Consider the following 19,335-nt stretch of genomic DNA (forward strand, 5'->3'; position numbering starts at 1 on the left):
CCTGTCAACCTATTTCAAAAGAAACGTCCGAAAGTCGCTGTCCGGTTGCGGACAGGAATTGGGGTGCGTTTTCTGGTGGCCCGTGGCTGGCCCGTGGGATCGGTGCGGGGTGGTGCAGGAATGGGGCGTGAAAGGTCGCTGTCGCCCTCCGAGATGGCCACTGAGCTGGGATTCAGTCGCCGGACGGTGTATCGGTGGATCCATGACGGGGTGGGCCCACGCGTATTCAGGTCCCCGGGCGGGCATATTCGAATTCGCTGGGCGGACTTTATAGAATGGGCTAAAGCCCACGATTACTACAGCGAAGGGAATGGTCAATGAAGACTCCGCGCGGGCAAGAGGTCGAATTCTGGGAGCCGCGTAAGCGCGAGAACCGGTCGAAGCCGTGGGAGCTGCGGTGGCGCGTCGATGACCGGGTGAAGTCCAAGAGCTTCAAGACGAAAGCCCTGGCCCAGAACAGGGAGAAGGCGTTGCACGCGGCTGCGCGCGACGGTGAGGCGTTCGACCCCGTGACGTGTGAGCCGGTGTCGTGGCTGCGGTCGGCGGAGACGTTCTTCGCGCACGCCATCGCCTTCACGCAGGCGCGGTGGGTGGACTCGGCGCCCAAGACGCGCAGCAACCGGTCCGAGATGCTGATGCGGCTGATCCTGGCGCACGTCGACGCCAAGAAGGTGAAGAAGACCCCTGCCCCGGCAAGCGACCTTGCGGTGCGCCGCGCGATCGTGAACTACGGGCTGAGCTTCACCGTGGCCGAGAACGCTTCGGGCCAGCGCACCGCTGAACCCCGCAAGCGCCCCGCTGAGGTCGCCCGGATCCTGGCGTGGGTCGAATCGGTCTCGCGCCCGGTCGCCGAGCTGGGCGACCTGGACACGGTGACCGATGTCGTGGACGCCACGGGGGCCAAGCTCGTGGGCAAGGGCCGGTGCAGCCCGACCACCATGCGCAACCGGCGCAAGATCCTGCGCGCCTGCCTGCAACACGCCGTGGCGCGGGGCATCATCGCCTCCAACCCGCTGATGGGTGTGCGGTTCCAGCAGACCCGCAAGGAACTGGCGGTCAACCCCCACACCACCCCCGACCTGGAGCAGGTACAGCGCATCCTCGGCGCCGTCGTGGCCTCCCCCGTCGCGCGTGATAGGCGTCTGGTGGCGTTCTTCGGGATCGCGGCGCTGACCGGGATGCGCCCCGGTGAGCTGCGCGCGCTGCGGGCCGATGAGGTCACCTGGCCCCAGCACATGCCCAAGGGATCGCGCCCCGGGTGGGGTCGTCTGACTGCGTCGTCGTCGCGCGCCGATATCGGGGAGCTGTGGACCGACGATGGGGGACGCGTGCAAGCCCGTGAGTTGAAGCAGCGCGGCGAGGATGAGGTCCGTCCGATCCCGCTGCCTCCTGAGGGTGCCGCGCTGCTGCGGTGGCATCTGGACGAGTTCGGGGCCGCGCCGGACGGGCGCCTGTTCAGCCTCGAAGAAGGTGACGACGTCCATGGTGACGTGTACCGGAGGGCGTGGGAGCGGGCGCGCAAGACAGCGCTGACCGACGACGAGTTGACGCGCGGTGTCGGCAAGCGGGTCTATGACCTGCGGCACTGCCACGCCTCCACGCTCATCAACGTCGGCGTGCCGACAACCGAGATCGCCCGGCGCCTGGGCCACAGCGTAGAAGTCCTGCTCACGACCTACGTACACTGGTTCACCCACCTGGAAGACGAAGCGAACGCGCTGATTGACCAGGTGTTCGCCGACCACGGGCCTATCACGGGCCACCTGCTCTCTCCGGCACCCGAACCCCCGGAAACCCCCAGCTCAGAGGCACAGTAGGTCGGGCATGTCGTTTCACGACCGGGCTGAAGGGCGCCGGGTTGGGGGTGGCCATCCCGGGGATGACCACCTGCCCCCGACCCCGGCCCTGGCTCTCGCCCTGCCCTTCGCCGGGGGTGCGGCCGCAGGCGGCGCACGCAGCGGCGGCCGGGGCGGCCGCAGTGCCTTCGGACCGCTCGGCGCGTTCTGCTCCGGTGTCCTCGACACCATGCTCGGCGGCATCGGCCGGGATCTCCAGCCCCAGGGTCAGCGGCAGGCGTCCCAGCAGCAGGCCCACGGCCACATCGGCGCGGATCTGGTCGAGGGTCAGTTCCTTGGTGGCGCCGTCCGTGTCCTCCACCCCAGGGGTGTCGGCTCGGAGGGCGCGGGCGATGGAGCTGATCCTCTGGTGGACGGCCAGGGCGTCGGTGGTGTCGATGTCGGTGATCTCGACCGAGCCGGTTCCGGCCTGCTGGGGGCCGCCGTCGTAGATGCGGACCTGGCGGTTGGCGATGGTGCGGGCTTTGCGCTCCTCGGCCTTGGCGGGGTCGAGTTCCGCGACGGTCTTCTTGGCGAGGTTGGTCAGCGCGCGGCCGGACTTGTCGCCCATCTTGTGGAGCATGCGGGTGGCGTAGGCGGCGGTGGTGGCGGGGTCCCAGTCCTCGGGGGCGGCCTCGCAGATCACGCGGGTGCGGTACTCGTCGATGTCGCCTACCACCAGTGCCTCACGCACGGCGGGGAAGGTCGCGCCCAGCCTTTGTGCGTGGGTGAGGCGGGCGTAGGCCAGGCCGGGCGGGATGCCGAGTTCGCAGCCGATCTCGGCGGCGGCGTCCTCTTCGGCGGAGACCTGCAGGGCGGGCGGGGCTTCCTTCTCCCGGGTGCGGGCGAAGGTGGCCATGGCGTCGAGCTGGAAGGCCTCCAGCCACCGCTTGCAGGTCTCGGCGCGGACGATGAGGTCGAGCTGTTCGTCGCCGGTGAGGGTGGCGGTGTCGAGGGTGAGCATCCACTCCGGCATAAGGCCACCGGCCAGCGGTTCGGGCTGGTCGGTGGTCACCTCCTCGCGGAGGGCGGTGGTGGGGGGAGTGCTCATGACCTCATTCTATCGAACACCTGTTCGCAATACAAGGAGTTATTTGATGATTTCTCTGGGTGGTTCGTGCTGGTGGGGCGCAAACCCGGGCACGCGCGGCACCCCCACCCAGGCCCCACCGGGACGCTGCCGCTCGGCTGCGGCCCTTCCACCCACCGCCGCCGGGGCCGCCCCGACCCTTCTCCGTGCCGAACTCCCGAGCCGCCCAGGCACACGCGATACGACCCCACACGCCCGGCGCCGTCCTGTCCTGCGGATCTGGATGCATGACGAAGAGCATTCCACTGTGGCGGTACGCCGCCTTCGACACCGCCAACGAGTCAGGCCACCCGTTCACGAGGCCATGCGCGCGGGCGACCCGCCCGGCGGGCGCATCCCACTCCGCTGTCGGTGGAGCGTTCTACGGTGGCCCCATGACCAGGCTGACCTACGACCACCTCTGCGCGGGGATCGTCGCCCAGACCGACCTGCTGAGGTCGCACATCGCCGGTGCGGACATGGCGGACATGACGGTCCCCGTGCCCTCCTGTCCGGGGTGGAACGTCGGCCAGCTCGTGCGCCACCTGGGCGGCGGCCAGCGCTGGGCCGAGGAGATCGTGCGGACGCGGCCCTCTCGGCCGCCGTCCGACGACCACTTCCGCGACCTCTCGCCCTACGCGCACGAGGACCCCGCCGTTCTCGACGGCTGGCTGGCCGAGGGCGCGGCGCTGCTCGCGGGCACGCTGAGCGCGGCCGGACCCGACATGGAGATCTGGACCCCGCTTCCGGACGCGGGGCGGACGACGGCGTTCTGGGCACGCCGCTTCGCCCACGAGACCCTCATCCACCGCGCCGATGCCGCCCTCGCCCTGGGCGCGGCGTACGTGGTCGCCCCTGAGGTCGCCGCCGACGCCGTCGACGAGTGGCTGGACCTCGCCTCGCTGCCGCAGATGCTGGAGTTCCACCCGCAGTGGCGCGAACTCCTGGGCCCTGGCCGCACTCTGCGCTTCCAGGCCACCGACGCCCCGCCCGACGTGGCCGCCGACTGGCTGGTCGACCTCACCGGCGACGCGATCGCCTGGCGACCCGGCCCCGAGGAGGCGGCCGTCACGGTGCGCGGCCCGCTGACCGACCTGCTGCTCCTGCTTTACCGCCGGTACCCGGAGCCGGCCGAGGGCACCGGGGTCGTGGGGGACGCGCGGCTGTTCGACTTCTGGCAGGAGCGCGTCGCCTTCGGGTGACCGGTCGGTCCCCGGGCCGCCACCCGCGGGGGCGTCCCCGCTGGACCGTCACCGCTGGGCTGCCACCGCTGGACCGCCACCCACCAGGGCGTCCCTGCCGAGCCGTCCCCGCCAGGCCACCCTTTCGGGCCGCGGCCATTCCGCCGAGCCGGCCCCTACGGCCGTCCGTCCACCACTCTTACCCCGCTCCCGCCGCTACCGCACCGGGAAGAACCCCAGCCTCGGGTGGCGCTCGCCCGCCAGGCGTTCGGTGTCGCTGCCCACGTAGAGGCCGTCGGCGGTCGTGGTCAGGGCCTCGGCGCCGTGGCCGCGGTCGCGGCCCGGGTTCCAGGGCAGTGCCTTGCCGGTCGACGGGTCCAGGGCCGCGATCCCCGACCGTTCCACGGCCCCCGGACCCTTGTCGCGCTCGCCTTCGGGGTTGTCCATCCACCGCTGGTGCCCGCCGACGTAGACCGCCGCTCCGGTCACCTCGACCGAGTACAGGGAGTCGCCCCCACTGTGGTTGACCCAGGTGGGACGGGCGCCGGCGGTGTCGTCGCTCTCCCAGCGCGTCGCGGTCTTGCACAGGCCGGGCTTGATCTCGGGCCCGCCGGAGGTGGCGACGGCGAAGTAGGAGCCGTCCGGCGCGAAGTCGATCTGCCGGACGTAGGTGTGGATGTTCGAGTAGTCGCACGGCGCCGCGTAGACCTCGGTCGACCAGGCCGACAGCCTCGCCTTCCCTCCGCCCGCCCCCGGCAGCCCGCCGAATGGGCCGCCCCACACGGAACCGGACCGGGCGCCCGCCCCCGTGTCGATCGCCGCGATCTGGTAGCGCCGCTCGCCCTCCACCTTGGTGAACGTCCCGGCGATGACCAGCCGCCGCCCGTCGGGGCTGACCGCCAGCTCGCCGACCCGCAGCGTCCCGCGGCGCGGTTCGGCGATCGTGATGTCGAACGCCGGGTCGACCGCCCCGGTGCGCGCATCGAGGCGGGCGAGCCCGGTCTTGGGCGTCCCGCTGATCCCGGTGAACGATCCGCCCACGTAGAGCGCGCCGCCGTGGGTCTCCAGCCGGTTGACCGCCCCGTCGTCGGCGACCGCCCCGAACCCGCCGGCGGCCTCGCCGTCGCGCAGCGACAGCCGGGCCAGGCCGCGCCGCTTCTCCCCGTTCACGCGGCGGAAGTCCCCGCCCGCGATGACCGTGGAGTCAGGTCCCGCGGCGACCGAGACGACGGTCCCGTCGACCTCGGGCGCGAAGTCCGGCAGGAGGGCGCCCGTGGCGCGGTCGAACGCGAAGATGTTGTCGCGGGCCTCGGCGGGGCCGCCCTCGGGCCCGCTCACGCGGGTGAACTCGCCGCCCGCCACCATCACGTCGCCCACCTGGGCGATCGACTTCACCACCCCGTCGAGCACCTGCGGTACGGCCCGGACCGGGCGGTCGGCGACCACCGACGCGTGCTGCGCGCCCGCTGCCGCGGGCGCCGCCGCGAGCGGGGCGGCGGTGATGAGCAGCAGGGTGCCGAAGGCGGCGGTGAGCGCCGCTCGGGTGCGTCGCACGGGTGAGGTCTCCTGTTCGTTCCGCCGGGGTGCCGGGTGCCGGATACGGCGTCGCACACCCCGTCGTTGCGTTGAACATCCGAACCGTCACCGAAGGTAATCGAATGGAGATCGGGATGGCGCGAAACCCGCCGTGAGAGCGGAAGAAATGGTCCTCACCGACCGGGCGCGGCCATAGGCTGGGGGCATGACGCACGCCGAACTGGACAAGTCCCCCACGGACGTCGCTGCGATGTTCGACGACATCGCGGGCCGGTACGACCTGGTCAACGACGTCCTGTCGCTGGGGCAGGACCGGCTGTGGCGGCGTGCGGTGGTCAACGCGGTCGACGCCTACAGCGGCGAGCTGGTGCTCGACCTCGCGGCCGGGACCGGAACCTCCTCGGAGTCGTTCACCGGCAAGGGGGCGCGGGTCATCGCCTGCGACTTCTCCCAGGGCATGCTCAAGGTCGGCGCCGAGCGCCGCGGCGGCGCCTCACGGCGCGGGGTCACGTTCGTCGCGGGCGACGCGCTCTCGCTGCCGTTCGCCGACGAGACCTTCGACGCCGTGACCATCTCCTTCGGGCTGCGCAACGTCCACGACGTCGGGCAGGCCCTGCGCGAGCTCCACCGCGTCACCAAGGTCGGCGGCAGGCTGGTGATCTGCGAGTTCAGCCACATCCCGGTCGGCGCGCTCGACACGCTCTACAGCGGGTACCTCATGGCGGCGCTGCCGAAGATCGCGCGCGTGTTCACCGACAACACCGGGGCCTACGAGTACCTGTCGAACTCGATCATGGACTGGCCCGACCAGGCGGCCCTCGCCGCGAACATCCAGTCGGCCGGCTGGTCCCAGGTGGCGTGGCGCAACCTCTCCATGGGCGTCGTGGCGCTCCACCGCGGCTACCGCCGGAGCTGACGCGCGCAGCGTTCCGCCCGCTCAGGTCAGGCCCCCCGGAGTCCCCGGCTCGCCGACAGCCGACCGCGTCGCGCCGCCCGGTCGGCGTCCCTCCGGGTCGCCGCCCCGCCCTCTCCATCCCTCCCGCCGCCCCCCGCACCCCTCCCTCTCCGGCCCCTCGGCCGGCTCCCGTGACCCGTGGGAACGCCGCGGTCATCCGGCCGTTCCGCGGTCCCATCGCGGCCTCTCTGAACCGCCCCATTTCCCTCATATAGGGTTATTGGTTCATTTCGCTATTCACGTGACAATCTCGGGCAAATCGCCCTTAGGTCATCCTTATAAAGCCAGGTAGCGACCTCGCCATCCCGTTTGTCACAGAAACGGCATGATCAAGATGAATGGCCGCCAGGGGTCGCCCATGGGACGTGAAAGGTCTAGACTGCGGAGCGGAATCCTTGTGAAGTCCTTCACAAGCGTACGAGTCCTTCGTTACACACCCGTCCCGACCAGCCCGACCACCAGCCAGACCACCAGCCAGACCACCGCCCCGGCCACCGACCGCCACTCGACCGACCGTCGACCGGTCCCGGCCGGGCGCCGACCCGAGCCGCATCTACCGCCCCAGCCACGAAAGCGCACACCAGCGCACCCCCAAGCGCACTGCCGCGCGGAGCACGCCGAGGACCTAGCCGTGAGCGAGACAGCAGTCACCCACTCGTCCGATCGGGCCGTCCGGGACCGCCCCGATGCCGAGGCCGATGTCATCGTCGTGGGGGCGGGGCCCGCCGGCTCGACCGCCGCGTACTACCTCGCCCAGGCCGGGCTGGACGTCCTCCTCTTGGAGAAGACCGCGTTCCCCCGCGAGAAGGTGTGCGGCGACGGCCTCACCCCGCGGGCCGTCAAGCAGCTGACCGCCATGGGCATCGGCTTCGAGGACAAGGGCTGGATCCGCAACCACGGCCTGCGGATCATCGGCGGCGGGGTCCGCCTCGAACTCCCCTGGCCCGACCTCGCCGAGTACCCCGGCTTCGGCCTCGTGCGCACGCGGATGGACTTCGACCAGATCCTCGCCGAGCGGGCCAAACAGGCCGGGGCGAACCTGCTGGAGCGCACCAACGTCACCGGCCCGGTGATCGACCCGCGCAGCAACCGCATCGTCGGCGTGAACGCCAAGACCCCCGACGGAGAGCGCGCCACCTACCGCGCCCCGCTGGTCATCGCCGCCGACGGCAACTCCTCGCGCCTGTCCGTGGCCATGGGCATCCGCAAGCGCGACGACCGCCCCATGGGCGTCGCCGTGCGCACCTACTTCACCAGCCCCCGCCACGAGGACGACTTCCTGGAGTCGTGGCTCGAACTCTGGGACAACACCGACGGCAAGGACGTCCTGCTGCCCGGCTACGGCTGGGTCTTCGGTGTCGGTGACGGCACCAGCAACGTCGGCCTGGGCATCCTCAACTCCACCGCGTCCTTCCAAGACGTCGACTACCGCAAGCTGCTCCGCCGCTGGACCGCGAGCATGCCCGAGGAGTGGGGCTTCACCGAGGAGAACCAGCGCGGCCAGATCCGCGGCGCCGCCCTGCCCATGGGCTTCAACCGCACCCCGCACTACTCGCGCGGGCTGATGCTCGTCGGCGACTCCGGCGGCATGGTCAACCCGTTCAACGGCGAGGGGATCGCCTACGCGATGGAGGCCGGCAACATCGCCGCCGACGTCGTCGTCCAGGCCCACGGCCGCGCCACCCAGCAGCAGCGCGAACGGGCCCTCCTGCGCTACCCGCAGGTCCTCTCCGACGTCTACGGCGGGTACTACACGCTGGGCCGCTACTTCGTGAAGGCCATCGGCCAGCCCGAGCTGATGAAGTACGCCACCCGGTGGGGCCTGCCGCAGCGCACGCTCATGCGGTTCATGCTCAAGATGCTGGCGAACCTCACCGAACCCAGTCGGGGTGACGCGATGGACCGCGTGATCAACGGCCTGTCCAAGATGGCGCCCGCGGCCTAGCCCGGCGACCCGCGACCCCCGAGGGATACCAGCGATGCCACCGCACGACGACCGGCCGAGGGCCCGGTACGTGAAAGCAATCACAAGCGGGTGCGCCCCACCGGCGCCCGCCCGCCCCGCCATGGCGCACGCGCGCCCCATCGGCTCGAAGGGGAACGGCTAGCAATGGAGCTGTACGCACCCGTATTCGTACTCGCCGGGATCGGCGCCGCGTTCGTCGTGGTCTCGATGGTGGCCGGCGCCGTCGCGGGGCCGAAGCGCTACAACCGCGCCAAGATGCAGGCCTACGAGTGCGGCATCGAGCCGACCCCCCAGCCCGCGGGCGGCGGCCGGTTCACGATCAAGTACTACCTCACGGCCATGCTCTTCATCGTCTTCGACATCGAGATCGTCTTCCTCTACCCGTGGGCCGTCCACTTCGACGCGCTGGGGCTGTTCGGGGTCATCGCGATGGTCCTGTTCCTGGTGAACGTCTCGATCGCCTACGCCTACGAGTGGCGCCGCGGAGGGCTCGAATGGGAGTGACGGCAGTGACGCAGGTGACGGCAGCGACGGTGCGGACCGGGCCAAGGTGCGCCCACGGATCCGATGACCGCAGGCACAACCGGAAAGGGGGTTCACCGCATGGGGATTGAAGAGAAACTGCCGAGCGGGGTCTTGCTGTCCACGGTCGAGCAGATCGCGGGGCTCGTCCGCAAGAGCTCGATGTGGCCCGCCACGTTCGGGCTGGCGTGTTGCGCCATCGAGATGATGTCCGCGGGCGGACCGCACTACGACATCGCCAGGTACGGCATGGAGAAGTTCGGCGCCACGCCGCGCCAGGCCGACCTGATGATCGTGGCCGGCCGGGTCAGCCAGAAGATGGGGCCCGTCCTGCGGCAGATCTACGACCAGATGCCCGAACCCAAGTGGGTCATCGCCATGGGGGTGTGCTCCTCCAGCGGCGGGATGTTCAACAACTACGCCGTCATCCAAGGCGTCGACCACATCGTTCCCGTTGACATCTACCTCCCCGGCTGCCCGCCCCGCCCGGAGATGCTGTTCGACGCCGTGCTCAAGCTGCACGACAAGGTCCAGAACACCAAGCTGGGCCCGCACCGCCAGCGCGAGATCGACGAGGACGAGGAGCGCATGCTGCGCAGGTCGCTCCCGCTCATCGAGAAGACCGAAGGGGCGGCCCCGTGAGCGCGAAGAACGGGCATGAAGGCAAGCCTAACCTGAACGGCGAGGAGTCCGCGGAGAATCTGCCCGCGAAGGCCGGTGAGGAACGTCTCAGCGCGCCCGTGACCCGCACGGGCATGTTCGGCACCGGCTCCACCGGCGACACCTCCGGCTACGGGCGGCTGCTCGTCCGCCGCCCCGACGCCCCCGGCTCGCAGCGCCCCTTCACCGACCCCGACGACCCCCGCACGGCGGACTTCGACGCGATCGCCGACGCCGTGGAGCGCACGCTGGCCGACGCCCCCGCCGACTACCGCACGGTCGTCGAGCGCGTGGTCGTCGACCTCGGCGAAATCTGCTTCCACGTGCGGCGCGAATCGCTCCTGGACCTGATGGGCCGGCTGCGCGACGACCCCGACCTGCGGTTCGAGCTGTGCCTCGGCGTCACCGGGGTGCACTACCCCGACGACACCGGCCGCGAGCTGCACGCGGTCTACCAGCTGCGCTCCCTCACCCACAACACCGAGATCCGGGTCGAGACCGCCTGCCCCGACGCCGACCCGCACGTGCCCTCGGTCGTCTCCGTGTACCCCACCTGCGACTGGCACGAGCGCGAGGCGTGGGACTTCTTCGGGATCGTCTTCGACGGCCACCCGGCCCTCACCCGCATCCAGATGCCGGACGACTGGCACGGCCACCCGCAGCGGAAGGACTACCCCCTCGGCGGGATCCCCGTGGAGTACCGCGGTGCCAGCATCCCGCCGCCCGACGAGCGGAGGTCCTACAAGTGATCACCACGATCACCACCGGCGCGAGGAGGGGAGTACGGCCATGAGCACTCAGGTCACCGAAGAATACGTAGATGCGTCGGGCGGCGACTGGGACGAGGTCGTCGCCGCGGCCCAGGCCGGCGGCGCCGAGCGGCTGGTGGTCAACATGGGCCCCCAGCACCCCTCGACCCACGGGGTGCTGCGGCTGATCCTCACCCTCGACGGCGAGACCGTCACCGAGGCGCGGGTCGGCATCGGCTACCTGCACACCGGCATCGAGAAGAACATGGAGTACCGGACGTGGACCCAGGGGACCACGTTCGTGACCCGCATGGACTACCTCACGCCGCTGTTCAATGAGGCCGCCTACTGCCTGTCGGTCGAACGGCTGCTCGGCATCACCGACCGCATCCCGGAGCGGGCCACGGTCATCCGGGTGCTGATGATGGAGCTCAACCGGATCTCGTCGCACTTCGTGGCGATGGCGACGTTCGGCATGGAGCTGGGCGCCACCACGATCATGACCAACGGCTTCCGCGAGCGCGAGATGGTCCTCGACATCTTCGAGCTCATCACCGGCCTGCGGATGAACCACGCCTACATCCGCCCCGGCGGGGTCTCCCAGGACCTCCCCGACGGCGCGGTCGGCAAGATCCGCGAGCTTCTCACCGACATGCCCAAGCGCATCTCGGACATGCGCAAGCTCCTCGACGCCAACCCCCTGTTCCTGGCCCGCACCCGCGACGTCGCCTACCTCGACGTCGCCGGGTGCATGGCGCTGGGGGTCACCGGCCCGATGCTGCGCTCCGCGGGGCTGGCGTGGGACCTGCGCAAGGCCAAGCCCTACTGCGGCTACGAGACCTACGACTTCGACATCCCGGTCTCCGACGGCTGCGACGTCTATGCCCGCTACCGGGTACGCATGGCCGAGCTGGAGCAGAGCATGCGGATCATCGAGCAGTGCCTGGACCGGCTGGAGCCGGGCCCGGTCATGATCGAGGACGCCAAGATCGGCTGGCCCGCCAAGCTCGCCCTCGGCCCCGACGGCCTCGGCAACTCCCCGGAGCACATCGCCCACATCATGGGCGGCTCCATGGAGGCGCTGATCCACCACTTCAAGCTCGTCACCGAGGGCTTCCGGGTCCCGGCCGGGCAGGCGTACGCGGCGGTGGAGAGCGCAAAGGGCGAACTGGGCTGCATGACCGTCAGCGAAGGCGGCACCCGCCCGCACCGCGTGCACTTCCGCGACCCGTCCTTCACCCACCTCCAGGCGGTGGCGGCCCTGTGCGAAGGCGGCACGGTGGCCGACGTCATCGCGGCGGTGGCCAGCATCGACCCTGTGATGGGAGGGGTGGACCGGTGAGTACCCCCGTGTTCTCCGACGAGATCCGCGCGCGGCTGGAGGTCGACGCCAAGGAGATCATCGCCCGCTACCCGCGCGAGCGCTCGGCGCTCCTGCCGCTGCTGCACCTGGTGCAGGCCGAGGAGGGGTTCGTCAGCAGCAAGGGCATCCGCTTCTGCGCCGACCAGCTGGGCCTGACCACCGCCGAGGTCACCGCCGTGGTGACCTTCTACACGATGTACAAGCGCCGGCCCACCGGCGACTACCACGTGGGCGTGTGCACCAACACGCTGTGCGCGGTCATGGGCGGCGACGAGATCTTCACCGCCCTAAAGGACCACCTCGGCGTGGGCAACGACCAGGTCACCGACGACGGCAAGGTCGCGGTGGAGCACATCGAGTGCAACGCGGCCTGCGACTTCGCGCCGGTCGTGATGGTCAACTGGGAGTTCTTCGACAACCAGACCCCCGAATCCGCCAAGCGCCTGGTCGACGACCTGCGCCTGGGCAAGGATGTCACCCCCACCCGCGGGCCCGACCGCCTGTGCACGTGGAAGGAGGCGTCGCGGATCCTCGCCGGGTTCCCCGACGGCCGCGCCACCGAAGGCACCCAGGCCGGCGAGCCCTCGCTGACCGGGCTGCGGCTGGCGCGCGAGCGCGGGTGGACGGCGCCGGACCCGGCCGCGCTGCCGGCCAAGGACACGCAGGAAGGCGGCGCCGCGTCATGAGCAACACCTTGACCCCCATCCTGTCCCGCAACTGGGACCGCCCCGACTCCTTCACCCTGGAGGGCTACCGGGCCACCGGCGGCTACGGGGCGCTGCGCAAGGCCGTGACGATGGAGCCCGATGCGCTGGTCGACCTCGTCAAGGCGTCGGGCCTGCGCGGGCGCGGCGGGGCCGGGTTCCCCACCGGGATGAAGTGGGGCTTCCTGCCGAAGGACAACCCCAACCCGCGCTACCTGGTGGTCAACGCCGACGAGTCCGAGCCGGGCACCTGCAAGGACATCCCGCTCATGCTCGCCAACCCGCACGAGCTGATCGAGGGCGTGGCGATCTCCGCCTACGCCATCAAGTGCTCCCAGGCGTTCATCTACGTGCGCGGCGAGGTGCTGCACGTCATCCGCCGGCTCCGGCACGCGGTCGCCGAAGCCTACGAGGCCGGCCTGCTGGGCAAGGACATCCTCGGCAGCGGGTTCGACCTTGAGGTGGTGGTGCACTCCGGCGCCGGCGCCTACATCTGCGGCGAGGAGACCGCGCTGCTGGACTCCCTGGAGGGCTACCGCGGGCAGCCGCGGCTCAAGCCCCCGTTCCCCGCGGTGGCCGGGCTCTACGCGTCGCCCACCGTGGTCAACAACGTGGAGTCCATCGCCAGTGTCCCCAGCATTGTGGACAACGGTGCCGACTGGTTCACCTCCATGGGCACCGAGAAGTCCGCCGGGTTCGGCTTCTTCTCCCTGTCCGGGCACGTCACCCGCCCCGGCCAGTACGAGGCGCCGCTCGGCATCACCCTGCGCGAGCTCCTCGACATGGCGGGCGGCGTCCGCGCCGGCCACTCGCTGAAGTTCTGGACCCCGGGCGGCTCGTCCACCCCGATCTTCACCGACGAGCACCTGGACACGCCCCTGGACTTCGAGTCCGTCGGCGCCGCCGGGTCGATGCTCGGCACCCGCGCCCTCCAGATCTTCGACGAGACCACCTGCGTCGTCCGGGCCGTGGGGCGCTGGATCGCGTTCTACGCCCACGAGTCCTGCGGCAAGTGCACGCCCTGCCGCGAGGGCAACTTCTGGATGGTCCAGGTCCTCGACCGGCTGGAGAACGGCGAGGGCACCGAGGCCGACCTCGACAAGCTGCTGGACATCTGCGACAACCTGCTCGGCCGCGCCTTCTGCGCGCTGGGCGACGGCGCCGCGAGCCCCGTCATGTCGTCGATCAAGTACTTCCGGCAGGAGTACATCGACCACGTCGAGCGCGGCGGCTGCCCGTTCGACCACGCGAAATCGACCGTGTGGGGCGGGGGAGCATGAGCACCGTGCTGCGGACAGGAGAGGAGGGCGAGCGATGACCGTCGCGACCAATACGACATCGGGCGGGGTGCCCGCCGTACCGCCGGAGGATCTCGTCACCGTCACCATCGACGGGTTCCAGATCAAGGTCCCCAAGGGGACGCTGGTCATCCGGGCCGCGGAGCTGCTGGGCATCCAGATCCCGCGCTTCTGCGACCACCCGCTGCTCGACCCGGTGGGCGCCTGCCGGCAGTGCCTGGTCGAGATCCCCGACATGGGCAACGGCCGGGGCATGCCCAAGCCGCAGGCGTCCTGCACCATCACCGTCATGGACGGCATGGTGGTCCAGACCCACCTGACCTCGCCCGTGGCCGAGAAGGCCCAGCGCGGGATCATGGAGTTCCTGCTGATCAACCACCCGCTGGACTGCCCGGTCTGCGACAAGGGCGGCGAGTGCCCGCTCCAGAACCAGGCGATGTCCCACGGGGCGGGCGAGACCCGCTTCACCGACGTCAAGCGGACCTTCCCCAAGCCGATCCCGCTGTCGACCGGGGTGCTGCTCGACCGCGAGCGCTGCATCCAGTGCGCCCGCTGCACCCGGTTCTCGGCGCAGATCGCCGGGGACCCCTTCATCGAGCTGCTGGAGCGGGGCGCCGACGAGCAGGTCGGCATCGCCGAGGGCGAGCCCTTCCAGTCCTACTTCTCCGGCAACACGGTGCAGATCTGCCCGGTGGGCGCGCTCACCGGTGCGGCGTACCGCTTCCGGTCGCGCCCGTTCGACCTGGTGAGCACCCCCAGCATGTGCGAGCACTGCGCCTCGGGGTGCGCCCAGCGCACCGACCACCGGCGCGGCAAGGTCACCCGCCGCCTCGCCGGCGACGACCCGCAGGTCAACGAGGAGTGGAACTGCGACAAGGGCCGGTGGGCGTTCACCTACGCCAGCCGCCCCGACCGGCTCACCCACCCCCTGGTCCGCGACGAGGACAGCCGCGCGCTGGAGACCGCCTCCTGGACCGAGGCCGTGACCATGGCCGCCCGCGGCCTGGAGCGCGCCCGCGGCCGGGTCGGCGTCCTCACCGGGGGCCGCCTCACCGTCGAGGACGCCTACGCCTACGCCAAGTTCACCCGGATCGCGCTGCGCGGCAACGACATCGACATGCGGGCGCGCGCCAACAGCGAGGAGGAGGCCGACTTCCTGGCGGCGCGGGTCGCCGGGACCGGCATCACGGTCGACTACGACCGCCTGGAGAACGCCCCCGCTGTGCTGCTCGCCGGGTTCGAACCCGAGGACGAGTCGCCGCTCGTCTTCCTGCGGCTGCGCAAGGCGGTCCGCAAGAACGGCACCCGGGTCCACTCGATCGCGGCGTTCGCCAGCCGCGGCCTCACCAAGACCAGCGGAACACTGATCCCGGCCGCGCCCGGCGCCGAGGCCCGCACCCTCGACCGGCTCGACGAGATCTCGCCCGAGACCCTGGAGGACCTGCGCGCCGACGGCGCCGTCATCCTCGCCGGGGAGCGCCTGGCCGAGACCCCCGGCGCGCTGTCGTCGGTCACCCGGCTGGCCGACCGCACCGGCGCCGCCCTGGCGTGGGTGCCGCGCCGGGCCGGCGAGCGCGGCGCCATCGAGGCCGGGGCGCTGCCCAACCTGCTGCCCGGCGGGCGGCCCGTCGCCGACGCCACCGCCCGCGCCGAGGTCGCCCGCGCCTGGGGCGTGGCCTCGCTGTCGGGACGCGAGGGGCGCGGCACCGACGAGATCATCGCCGCGGCGGCCGACGGCCAGCTCGACGCCCTGGTCATCGCGGGCGTCGACCTCGACGACCTGCCCGACCCGGCGGCCGCGCGCGCCGCGCTGGCCCGCGTGCCGTTCATCGTCAGCCTGGAACTGCGGGCGAGCAGCGTCACCGACCGCGCCGACGTGGTGTTCCCGGTCGCGGCGGTCGCCGAGAAGTCCGGCACCTTCCTGGACTGGGAGGGGCGCGACCGGCCCTTCGGCGACGCGCTGAAGATCCCCGGCATCCTCTCCGACCTGCGGGTGCTGTCGGCCATCGCCGACGAGATGGACGTCCACCTGGGGCTGCCCGACTCCGCCGCCGCCCGCGCCGAGCTGGCGGCGCTGGGCGCCTGGACCGGGGAGCGGGTCCCCGACCCGCTGACCCGCCCCGCCGAGCCGCCCGCCCCCGAGCCGGGGCAGGCCGTGCTGGCCACCTGGCGCCAGCTGCTGGGCAACGGCCGGATGGAGGACGGCGAGCCCTACCTCGCCGGGACCGCGCGGTCGCCCATGGCCCGCGTCTCGGCCGCCACCGCCGCCGCGATCGGCCTGGCCGACGGCGGCCGGCTCCGGGTCACCGGATCCGCCGGGTCGGTCGGCGTGCCCGCTGTGGTCGCGGAGATGCCCGACGGCGTGGTGTGGCTGCCCGCCAACTCCCGCGACTGCGACGTCCGCAGAGACCTGGGTGCCGCCGCGGGGACGGTCGTCGGCATCAGCGCCGGCGCCGCCGATGCGGAAGGGAGCGGCGCGTGATGACGAACGTCCCCACTGCGGCCGGCGCCGTGCTGGCCGCCGAACCCGGGCTCGACGCCTTCGGCAACGACCCGTGGTGGATCACGCTGATCAAGGCGCTCGTGATCTTCGTGTTCCTCATGGTCTGCGTGCTCATGATGATCATGGCCGACCGCAAGGTCATGGGCCGGATGCAGCAGCGGCACGGGCCCAACCGCTTCGGCCCCTGGGGGCTCCTCCAGTCGCTGGCCGACGGCGTGAAGCTGTCGCTCAAAGAGGACCTGATCCCGCGCGGGGTCGACCGGGCGGTCTACATCGCAGCGCCGATGATCGCCGCGGTCCCCGCGTTCGTCGCGTTCTCGGTGATCCCGGTCGGCCCCGAGGTCAGCATCTTCGGGGTCGTCACCCCGTTGCAGCTCACCGACCTGCCGATCGCGGCGCTGCTGGTGCTGGCCACGGCCTCCGTCGGCGTCTACGGGATCGTCCTGGGCGGCTGGGCCTCGCAGTCGCCGTACGCCCTGCTGGGCGGGCTGCGTGCGTCGGCGCAGGTCATCAGCTACGAGATCGCGATGGCGCTGTCGTTCGTGGCGGTGTTCATCTACTCCGGCACGCTCACCACATCGGGCATCGTCGAGGCACAGGAACCGGTCTGGTTCGGCCTCATCCTCTTCCCGTCGTTCCTGATCTACCTGGTCACGATGGTGGGGGAGACCAACCGGCTGCCGTTCGACCTCGCCGAGGGCGAGGGCGAGATCGTCGGCGGGTTCATGACCGAGTACGGGTCGATGAAGTTCACCATGTTCTTCCTCGCGGAGTACGTGAACATGGTGACCGTCGCCGCGATCTCGGTGACCTTCTTCCTCGGCGGGTACCTGGCGCCGCCGCCCATCACCGCGTTCTGGCCCGGCGCCAACGACGGCTGGTGGCCGGTGCTGTGGTGGCTCGGCAAGTTCCTGGTCGTGATGTTCCTGTTCATCTGGGTGCGCGGCAGCGTGCCCCGGGTCCGCTACGACCAGCTCATGCAGCTGGGCTGGAAGATCCTCATCCCCGTGCAGCTGGTGTGGATCACCGCCGTGGCCGCGATGCGCATCCTCCAGAACGAGGGCGCCCCGGCCGTCGCCGTCGGCGGCGTCGCCGTGGCGTTCGTGGCCGTGGTCGGCGCGGCGCTCTACGCCGGGGCCCGCTCGTCCGCGCGCCGCCGCCAGGCCGACGCCGAGGACAACGCCGAGGAGCTGCGGCGCATGCGCGAGGAACCGATGTACGGCGGGTTCCCCGTACCGCCTGCGACCGCGCCGCACTACGGCAGCAGCGTCCCGGCCGAGGCACCCCGACTGAACCGACCGGCCCCGACCGGAAAGCGTGAGGAGGTTACCGGTGCTTGACTGGCTCAACCCTGTGAAGGGGTTCGGCGTCACCTTCCACACCATGTTCAAGAAGGTGCCGACCGTCGAGTATCCCGAGGTGCAGCGCCCGACCGCGCCGCGCTTCCACGGGCGCCACCAGCTCAACCGCTGGCCCGACGGCCTGGAGAAGTGCATCGGCTGCGAGCTGTGCGCGTGGGCCTGTCCGGCCGACGCCATCTATGTGGAGGGCGGCGACAACACCGAGGAGCAGCGGTTCTCCCCGGGGGAGCGCTTCGGCCGGGTGTACCAGATCAACTACCTGCGGTGCATCCTGTGCGGCCTGTGCGTCGAGGCGTGCCCCACGCGGGCGCTGACCATGACCAACGAGTACGAGCTGGCCGACAGCGAGCGCGAGAGCCTGATCTGGACCAAGGAGCAGCTGCTCGCCCCCCTCATGGAGGGCATGGAGCAGCCGCCGCACCCGATGCGCATGGGCGACCACGAGGACGACTACTACCGGTCCGGGCGCATCGTCCCTGAGAACGGGGAGACCCCATGACCGAGAGCGCAGCGTTCTGGGTGATCGGCACGGTCATCGTCCTCAGCGCGATCGGCGTCGTGTTCAGCCGCAAGGCCGTGCACTCCGCCGTGATGATGGCCGGCGTGATGCTCGGCCTGGCGATCTTCTACGGCGTGAACGAAGCGCCGTTCCTGATGGTCGTGCAGATCGTCGTCTACACCGGCGCGGTCCTGATGCTCTTCCTGTTCGTGCTGATGCTCGTGGGCGTCAGCTCCGCGGACTCCCTCGTCGAGACCATCCGCGGGCAGCGCCTGCTCACCGCGGTCGTGGCGATCTGCTTCCTCGGCGCCCTGGCGACCGGCCTGACCCGCATCACTGCGGGCCCGCCCGCCGGGCTGGGCGCGGGGGTGGCCGAAGCGGGCGGCAACGTCCCGTGGATCGCCGGCGAGGTCATCTACCGCCACGTCATCGCCTTCGAGGCCACCGGCGCGCTGCTCATCACCGCGGTGCTGGGGGCGCTCGTCCTGGCCCACGCCACGCGGATCAAGAAGCGCCGCACGCAGCGGGAGGTCTCCCGCGAGCGCATCCGCGGCGACCACCCCACCCCGCTGCCGGGGCCGGGCACCTACGCGCGGCACAACGCCATCGACATGCCGGCGCTGCTGCCCGACGGATCGGTGTCCTCGCTCTCGCTCAACCCGGTGCTCGCCGCGCGCGACCCGGAGCTGCAATCGGACGTCCCGCGCGACGTCCAGCAGGGCAGGATCCCGCTGGCCGGCAGCGCGTCGGACGCGACGCGGCTCAAGGAGGGCGACCCCGAGGGCGTGCGGCCGTCCGAGGCCGAAGAACGGGAGGGGGAGCGCTCGTGGACCCGATGAATTACATCGTGCTGGCCGCGATCGTGTTCACCATCGGCGCCGTCGGCGTGCTGGTACGGCGCAACGCGATCATCGTCTTCATGTGCGTGGAGCTGATGCTCAACGCCTGCAACCTGGCGCTGGTCGCGTTCGCGCGGATGCACGGCGACATCGAAGGCCAGGTCATCGCGTTCTTCGTGATGGTCGTCGCGGCCGCAGAGGTCGTCGTGGGACTGGCGATCATCATGCAGATCTTCCGGACACGCAGGTCGGCGTCTGTCGATGACGCCAACCTGCTCAAGCACTAGAAGGCGAC

At 71.0% G+C, this 19,335-nt stretch carries 18 protein-coding genes; 16 read left to right on the forward strand and 2 right to left on the reverse strand.

What is annotated here, in order from left to right; translation table 11 throughout:
• The first annotated feature begins 120 nt into the window (after positions 1-120).
• Together ACFOVU_RS01495 and ACFOVU_RS01500 are read left to right on the forward strand one after the other, a co-directional pair.
• A complete protein-coding gene (locus ACFOVU_RS01495; protein WP_378529948.1) occupies positions 121-321 on the forward strand; it encodes a helix-turn-helix transcriptional regulator in 201 nt (66 codons plus the stop codon).
• The gene (locus ACFOVU_RS01500) at positions 318-1,817 is read left to right on the forward strand and encodes a tyrosine-type recombinase/integrase (protein WP_378529442.1); all 1,500 of its coding nucleotides are present in this window, start codon (positions 318-320) and stop codon (positions 1,815-1,817) included. Before ACFOVU_RS01495 ends, ACFOVU_RS01500 begins: the two co-directional genes overlap by 4 nt.
• On the opposite strand, the gene ACFOVU_RS01505 is transcribed toward ACFOVU_RS01500, so the two are convergent.
• Positions 1,753-2,886: a DUF222 domain-containing protein gene (locus tag ACFOVU_RS01505; RefSeq protein WP_378529443.1), complete on the reverse strand. Its 1,134-nt coding sequence runs from the start codon at positions 2,884-2,886 to the stop codon at positions 1,753-1,755. The genes ACFOVU_RS01500 and ACFOVU_RS01505 overlap by 65 nt on opposite strands.
• 413 nt (positions 2,887-3,299) lie before the next feature.
• Between ACFOVU_RS01505 and ACFOVU_RS01510 the strand changes: the two genes are divergently transcribed.
• Positions 3,300-4,106 (forward strand): maleylpyruvate isomerase family mycothiol-dependent enzyme, encoded by an 807-nt coding sequence (locus ACFOVU_RS01510; protein ID WP_378529444.1) that lies wholly within the window; start codon positions 3,300-3,302, stop codon positions 4,104-4,106.
• A 195-nt stretch (positions 4,107-4,301) separates the two neighbouring features.
• On the opposite strand, the gene ACFOVU_RS01515 is transcribed toward ACFOVU_RS01510, so the two are convergent.
• Complete coding sequence (locus ACFOVU_RS01515) at positions 4,302-5,639, reverse strand: hypothetical protein (protein ID WP_378529445.1); 1,338 nt, start codon at positions 5,637-5,639, stop codon at positions 4,302-4,304.
• 187 nt (positions 5,640-5,826) lie between these two features.
• Between ACFOVU_RS01515 and ACFOVU_RS01520 the strand changes: the two genes are divergently transcribed.
• From ACFOVU_RS01520 to nuoK, 13 genes are all read left to right on the forward strand, one after another.
• Positions 5,827-6,537, forward strand: a complete 711-nt coding sequence (locus ACFOVU_RS01520) for a demethylmenaquinone methyltransferase (protein WP_378529446.1) — start codon at positions 5,827-5,829, stop codon at positions 6,535-6,537.
• Positions 6,538-7,207: 670 nt separating this feature from the next.
• Complete coding sequence (locus ACFOVU_RS01525) at positions 7,208-8,521, forward strand: geranylgeranyl reductase family protein (RefSeq protein WP_378529447.1); 1,314 nt, start codon at positions 7,208-7,210, stop codon at positions 8,519-8,521.
• Between the two features lie 165 nt (positions 8,522-8,686).
• The gene (locus ACFOVU_RS01530) at positions 8,687-9,046 is read left to right on the forward strand and encodes an NADH-quinone oxidoreductase subunit A (RefSeq protein WP_378529448.1); all 360 of its coding nucleotides are present in this window, start codon (positions 8,687-8,689) and stop codon (positions 9,044-9,046) included.
• Positions 9,047-9,145: 99 nt separating this feature from the next.
• On the forward strand, positions 9,146-9,706 hold the full coding sequence (locus ACFOVU_RS01535; RefSeq protein ID WP_378529449.1) for a NuoB/complex I 20 kDa subunit family protein: 561 nt from the start codon (positions 9,146-9,148) through the stop codon (positions 9,704-9,706).
• Between the two features lie 32 nt (positions 9,707-9,738).
• Positions 9,739-10,473, forward strand: a complete 735-nt coding sequence (locus ACFOVU_RS01540; RefSeq protein ID WP_378529949.1) for an NADH-quinone oxidoreductase subunit C — start codon at positions 9,739-9,741, stop codon at positions 10,471-10,473.
• 40 nt (positions 10,474-10,513) lie between these two features.
• Complete coding sequence (locus ACFOVU_RS01545; RefSeq protein ID WP_378529450.1) at positions 10,514-11,815, forward strand: NADH-quinone oxidoreductase subunit D; 1,302 nt, start codon at positions 10,514-10,516, stop codon at positions 11,813-11,815.
• Positions 11,812-12,522 (forward strand): NADH-quinone oxidoreductase subunit NuoE, encoded by a 711-nt coding sequence (nuoE, locus tag ACFOVU_RS01550; protein ID WP_378529451.1) that lies wholly within the window; start codon positions 11,812-11,814, stop codon positions 12,520-12,522. Before ACFOVU_RS01545 ends, nuoE begins: the two co-directional genes overlap by 4 nt.
• A complete protein-coding gene (nuoF, locus tag ACFOVU_RS01555) occupies positions 12,519-13,820 on the forward strand; it encodes an NADH-quinone oxidoreductase subunit NuoF (RefSeq protein WP_378529452.1) in 1,302 nt (433 codons plus the stop codon). The genes nuoE and nuoF overlap by 4 nt, the downstream gene beginning before the upstream one ends.
• A 34-nt stretch (positions 13,821-13,854) precedes the next feature.
• The gene (locus ACFOVU_RS01560) at positions 13,855-16,320 is read left to right on the forward strand and encodes an NADH-quinone oxidoreductase subunit G (RefSeq protein ID WP_378529453.1); all 2,466 of its coding nucleotides are present in this window, start codon (positions 13,855-13,857) and stop codon (positions 16,318-16,320) included.
• On the forward strand, positions 16,320-17,681 hold the full coding sequence (gene nuoH / locus ACFOVU_RS01565) for an NADH-quinone oxidoreductase subunit NuoH (RefSeq protein ID WP_378529950.1): 1,362 nt from the start codon (positions 16,320-16,322) through the stop codon (positions 17,679-17,681). The genes ACFOVU_RS01560 and nuoH overlap by 1 nt, the downstream gene beginning before the upstream one ends.
• The gene (nuoI, locus tag ACFOVU_RS01570) at positions 17,674-18,201 is read left to right on the forward strand and encodes an NADH-quinone oxidoreductase subunit NuoI (protein ID WP_378529454.1); all 528 of its coding nucleotides are present in this window, start codon (positions 17,674-17,676) and stop codon (positions 18,199-18,201) included. Before nuoH ends, nuoI begins: the two co-directional genes overlap by 8 nt.
• Positions 18,198-19,040, forward strand: coding sequence for an NADH-quinone oxidoreductase subunit J (locus ACFOVU_RS01575; protein ID WP_378529455.1), 843 nt, complete (start codon positions 18,198-18,200; stop codon positions 19,038-19,040). The genes nuoI and ACFOVU_RS01575 overlap by 4 nt, the downstream gene beginning before the upstream one ends.
• On the forward strand, positions 19,028-19,327 hold the full coding sequence (gene nuoK / locus ACFOVU_RS01580; RefSeq protein WP_378529456.1) for an NADH-quinone oxidoreductase subunit NuoK: 300 nt from the start codon (positions 19,028-19,030) through the stop codon (positions 19,325-19,327). Before ACFOVU_RS01575 ends, nuoK begins: the two co-directional genes overlap by 13 nt.
• Positions 19,328-19,335: the final 8 nt, after the last annotated feature.

It is taken from the genome of Nocardiopsis sediminis (genome assembly GCF_042650565.1).
Classification (GTDB): Bacteria; Actinomycetota; Actinomycetes; order Streptosporangiales; family Streptosporangiaceae; genus Nocardiopsis_B; species Nocardiopsis_B sediminis.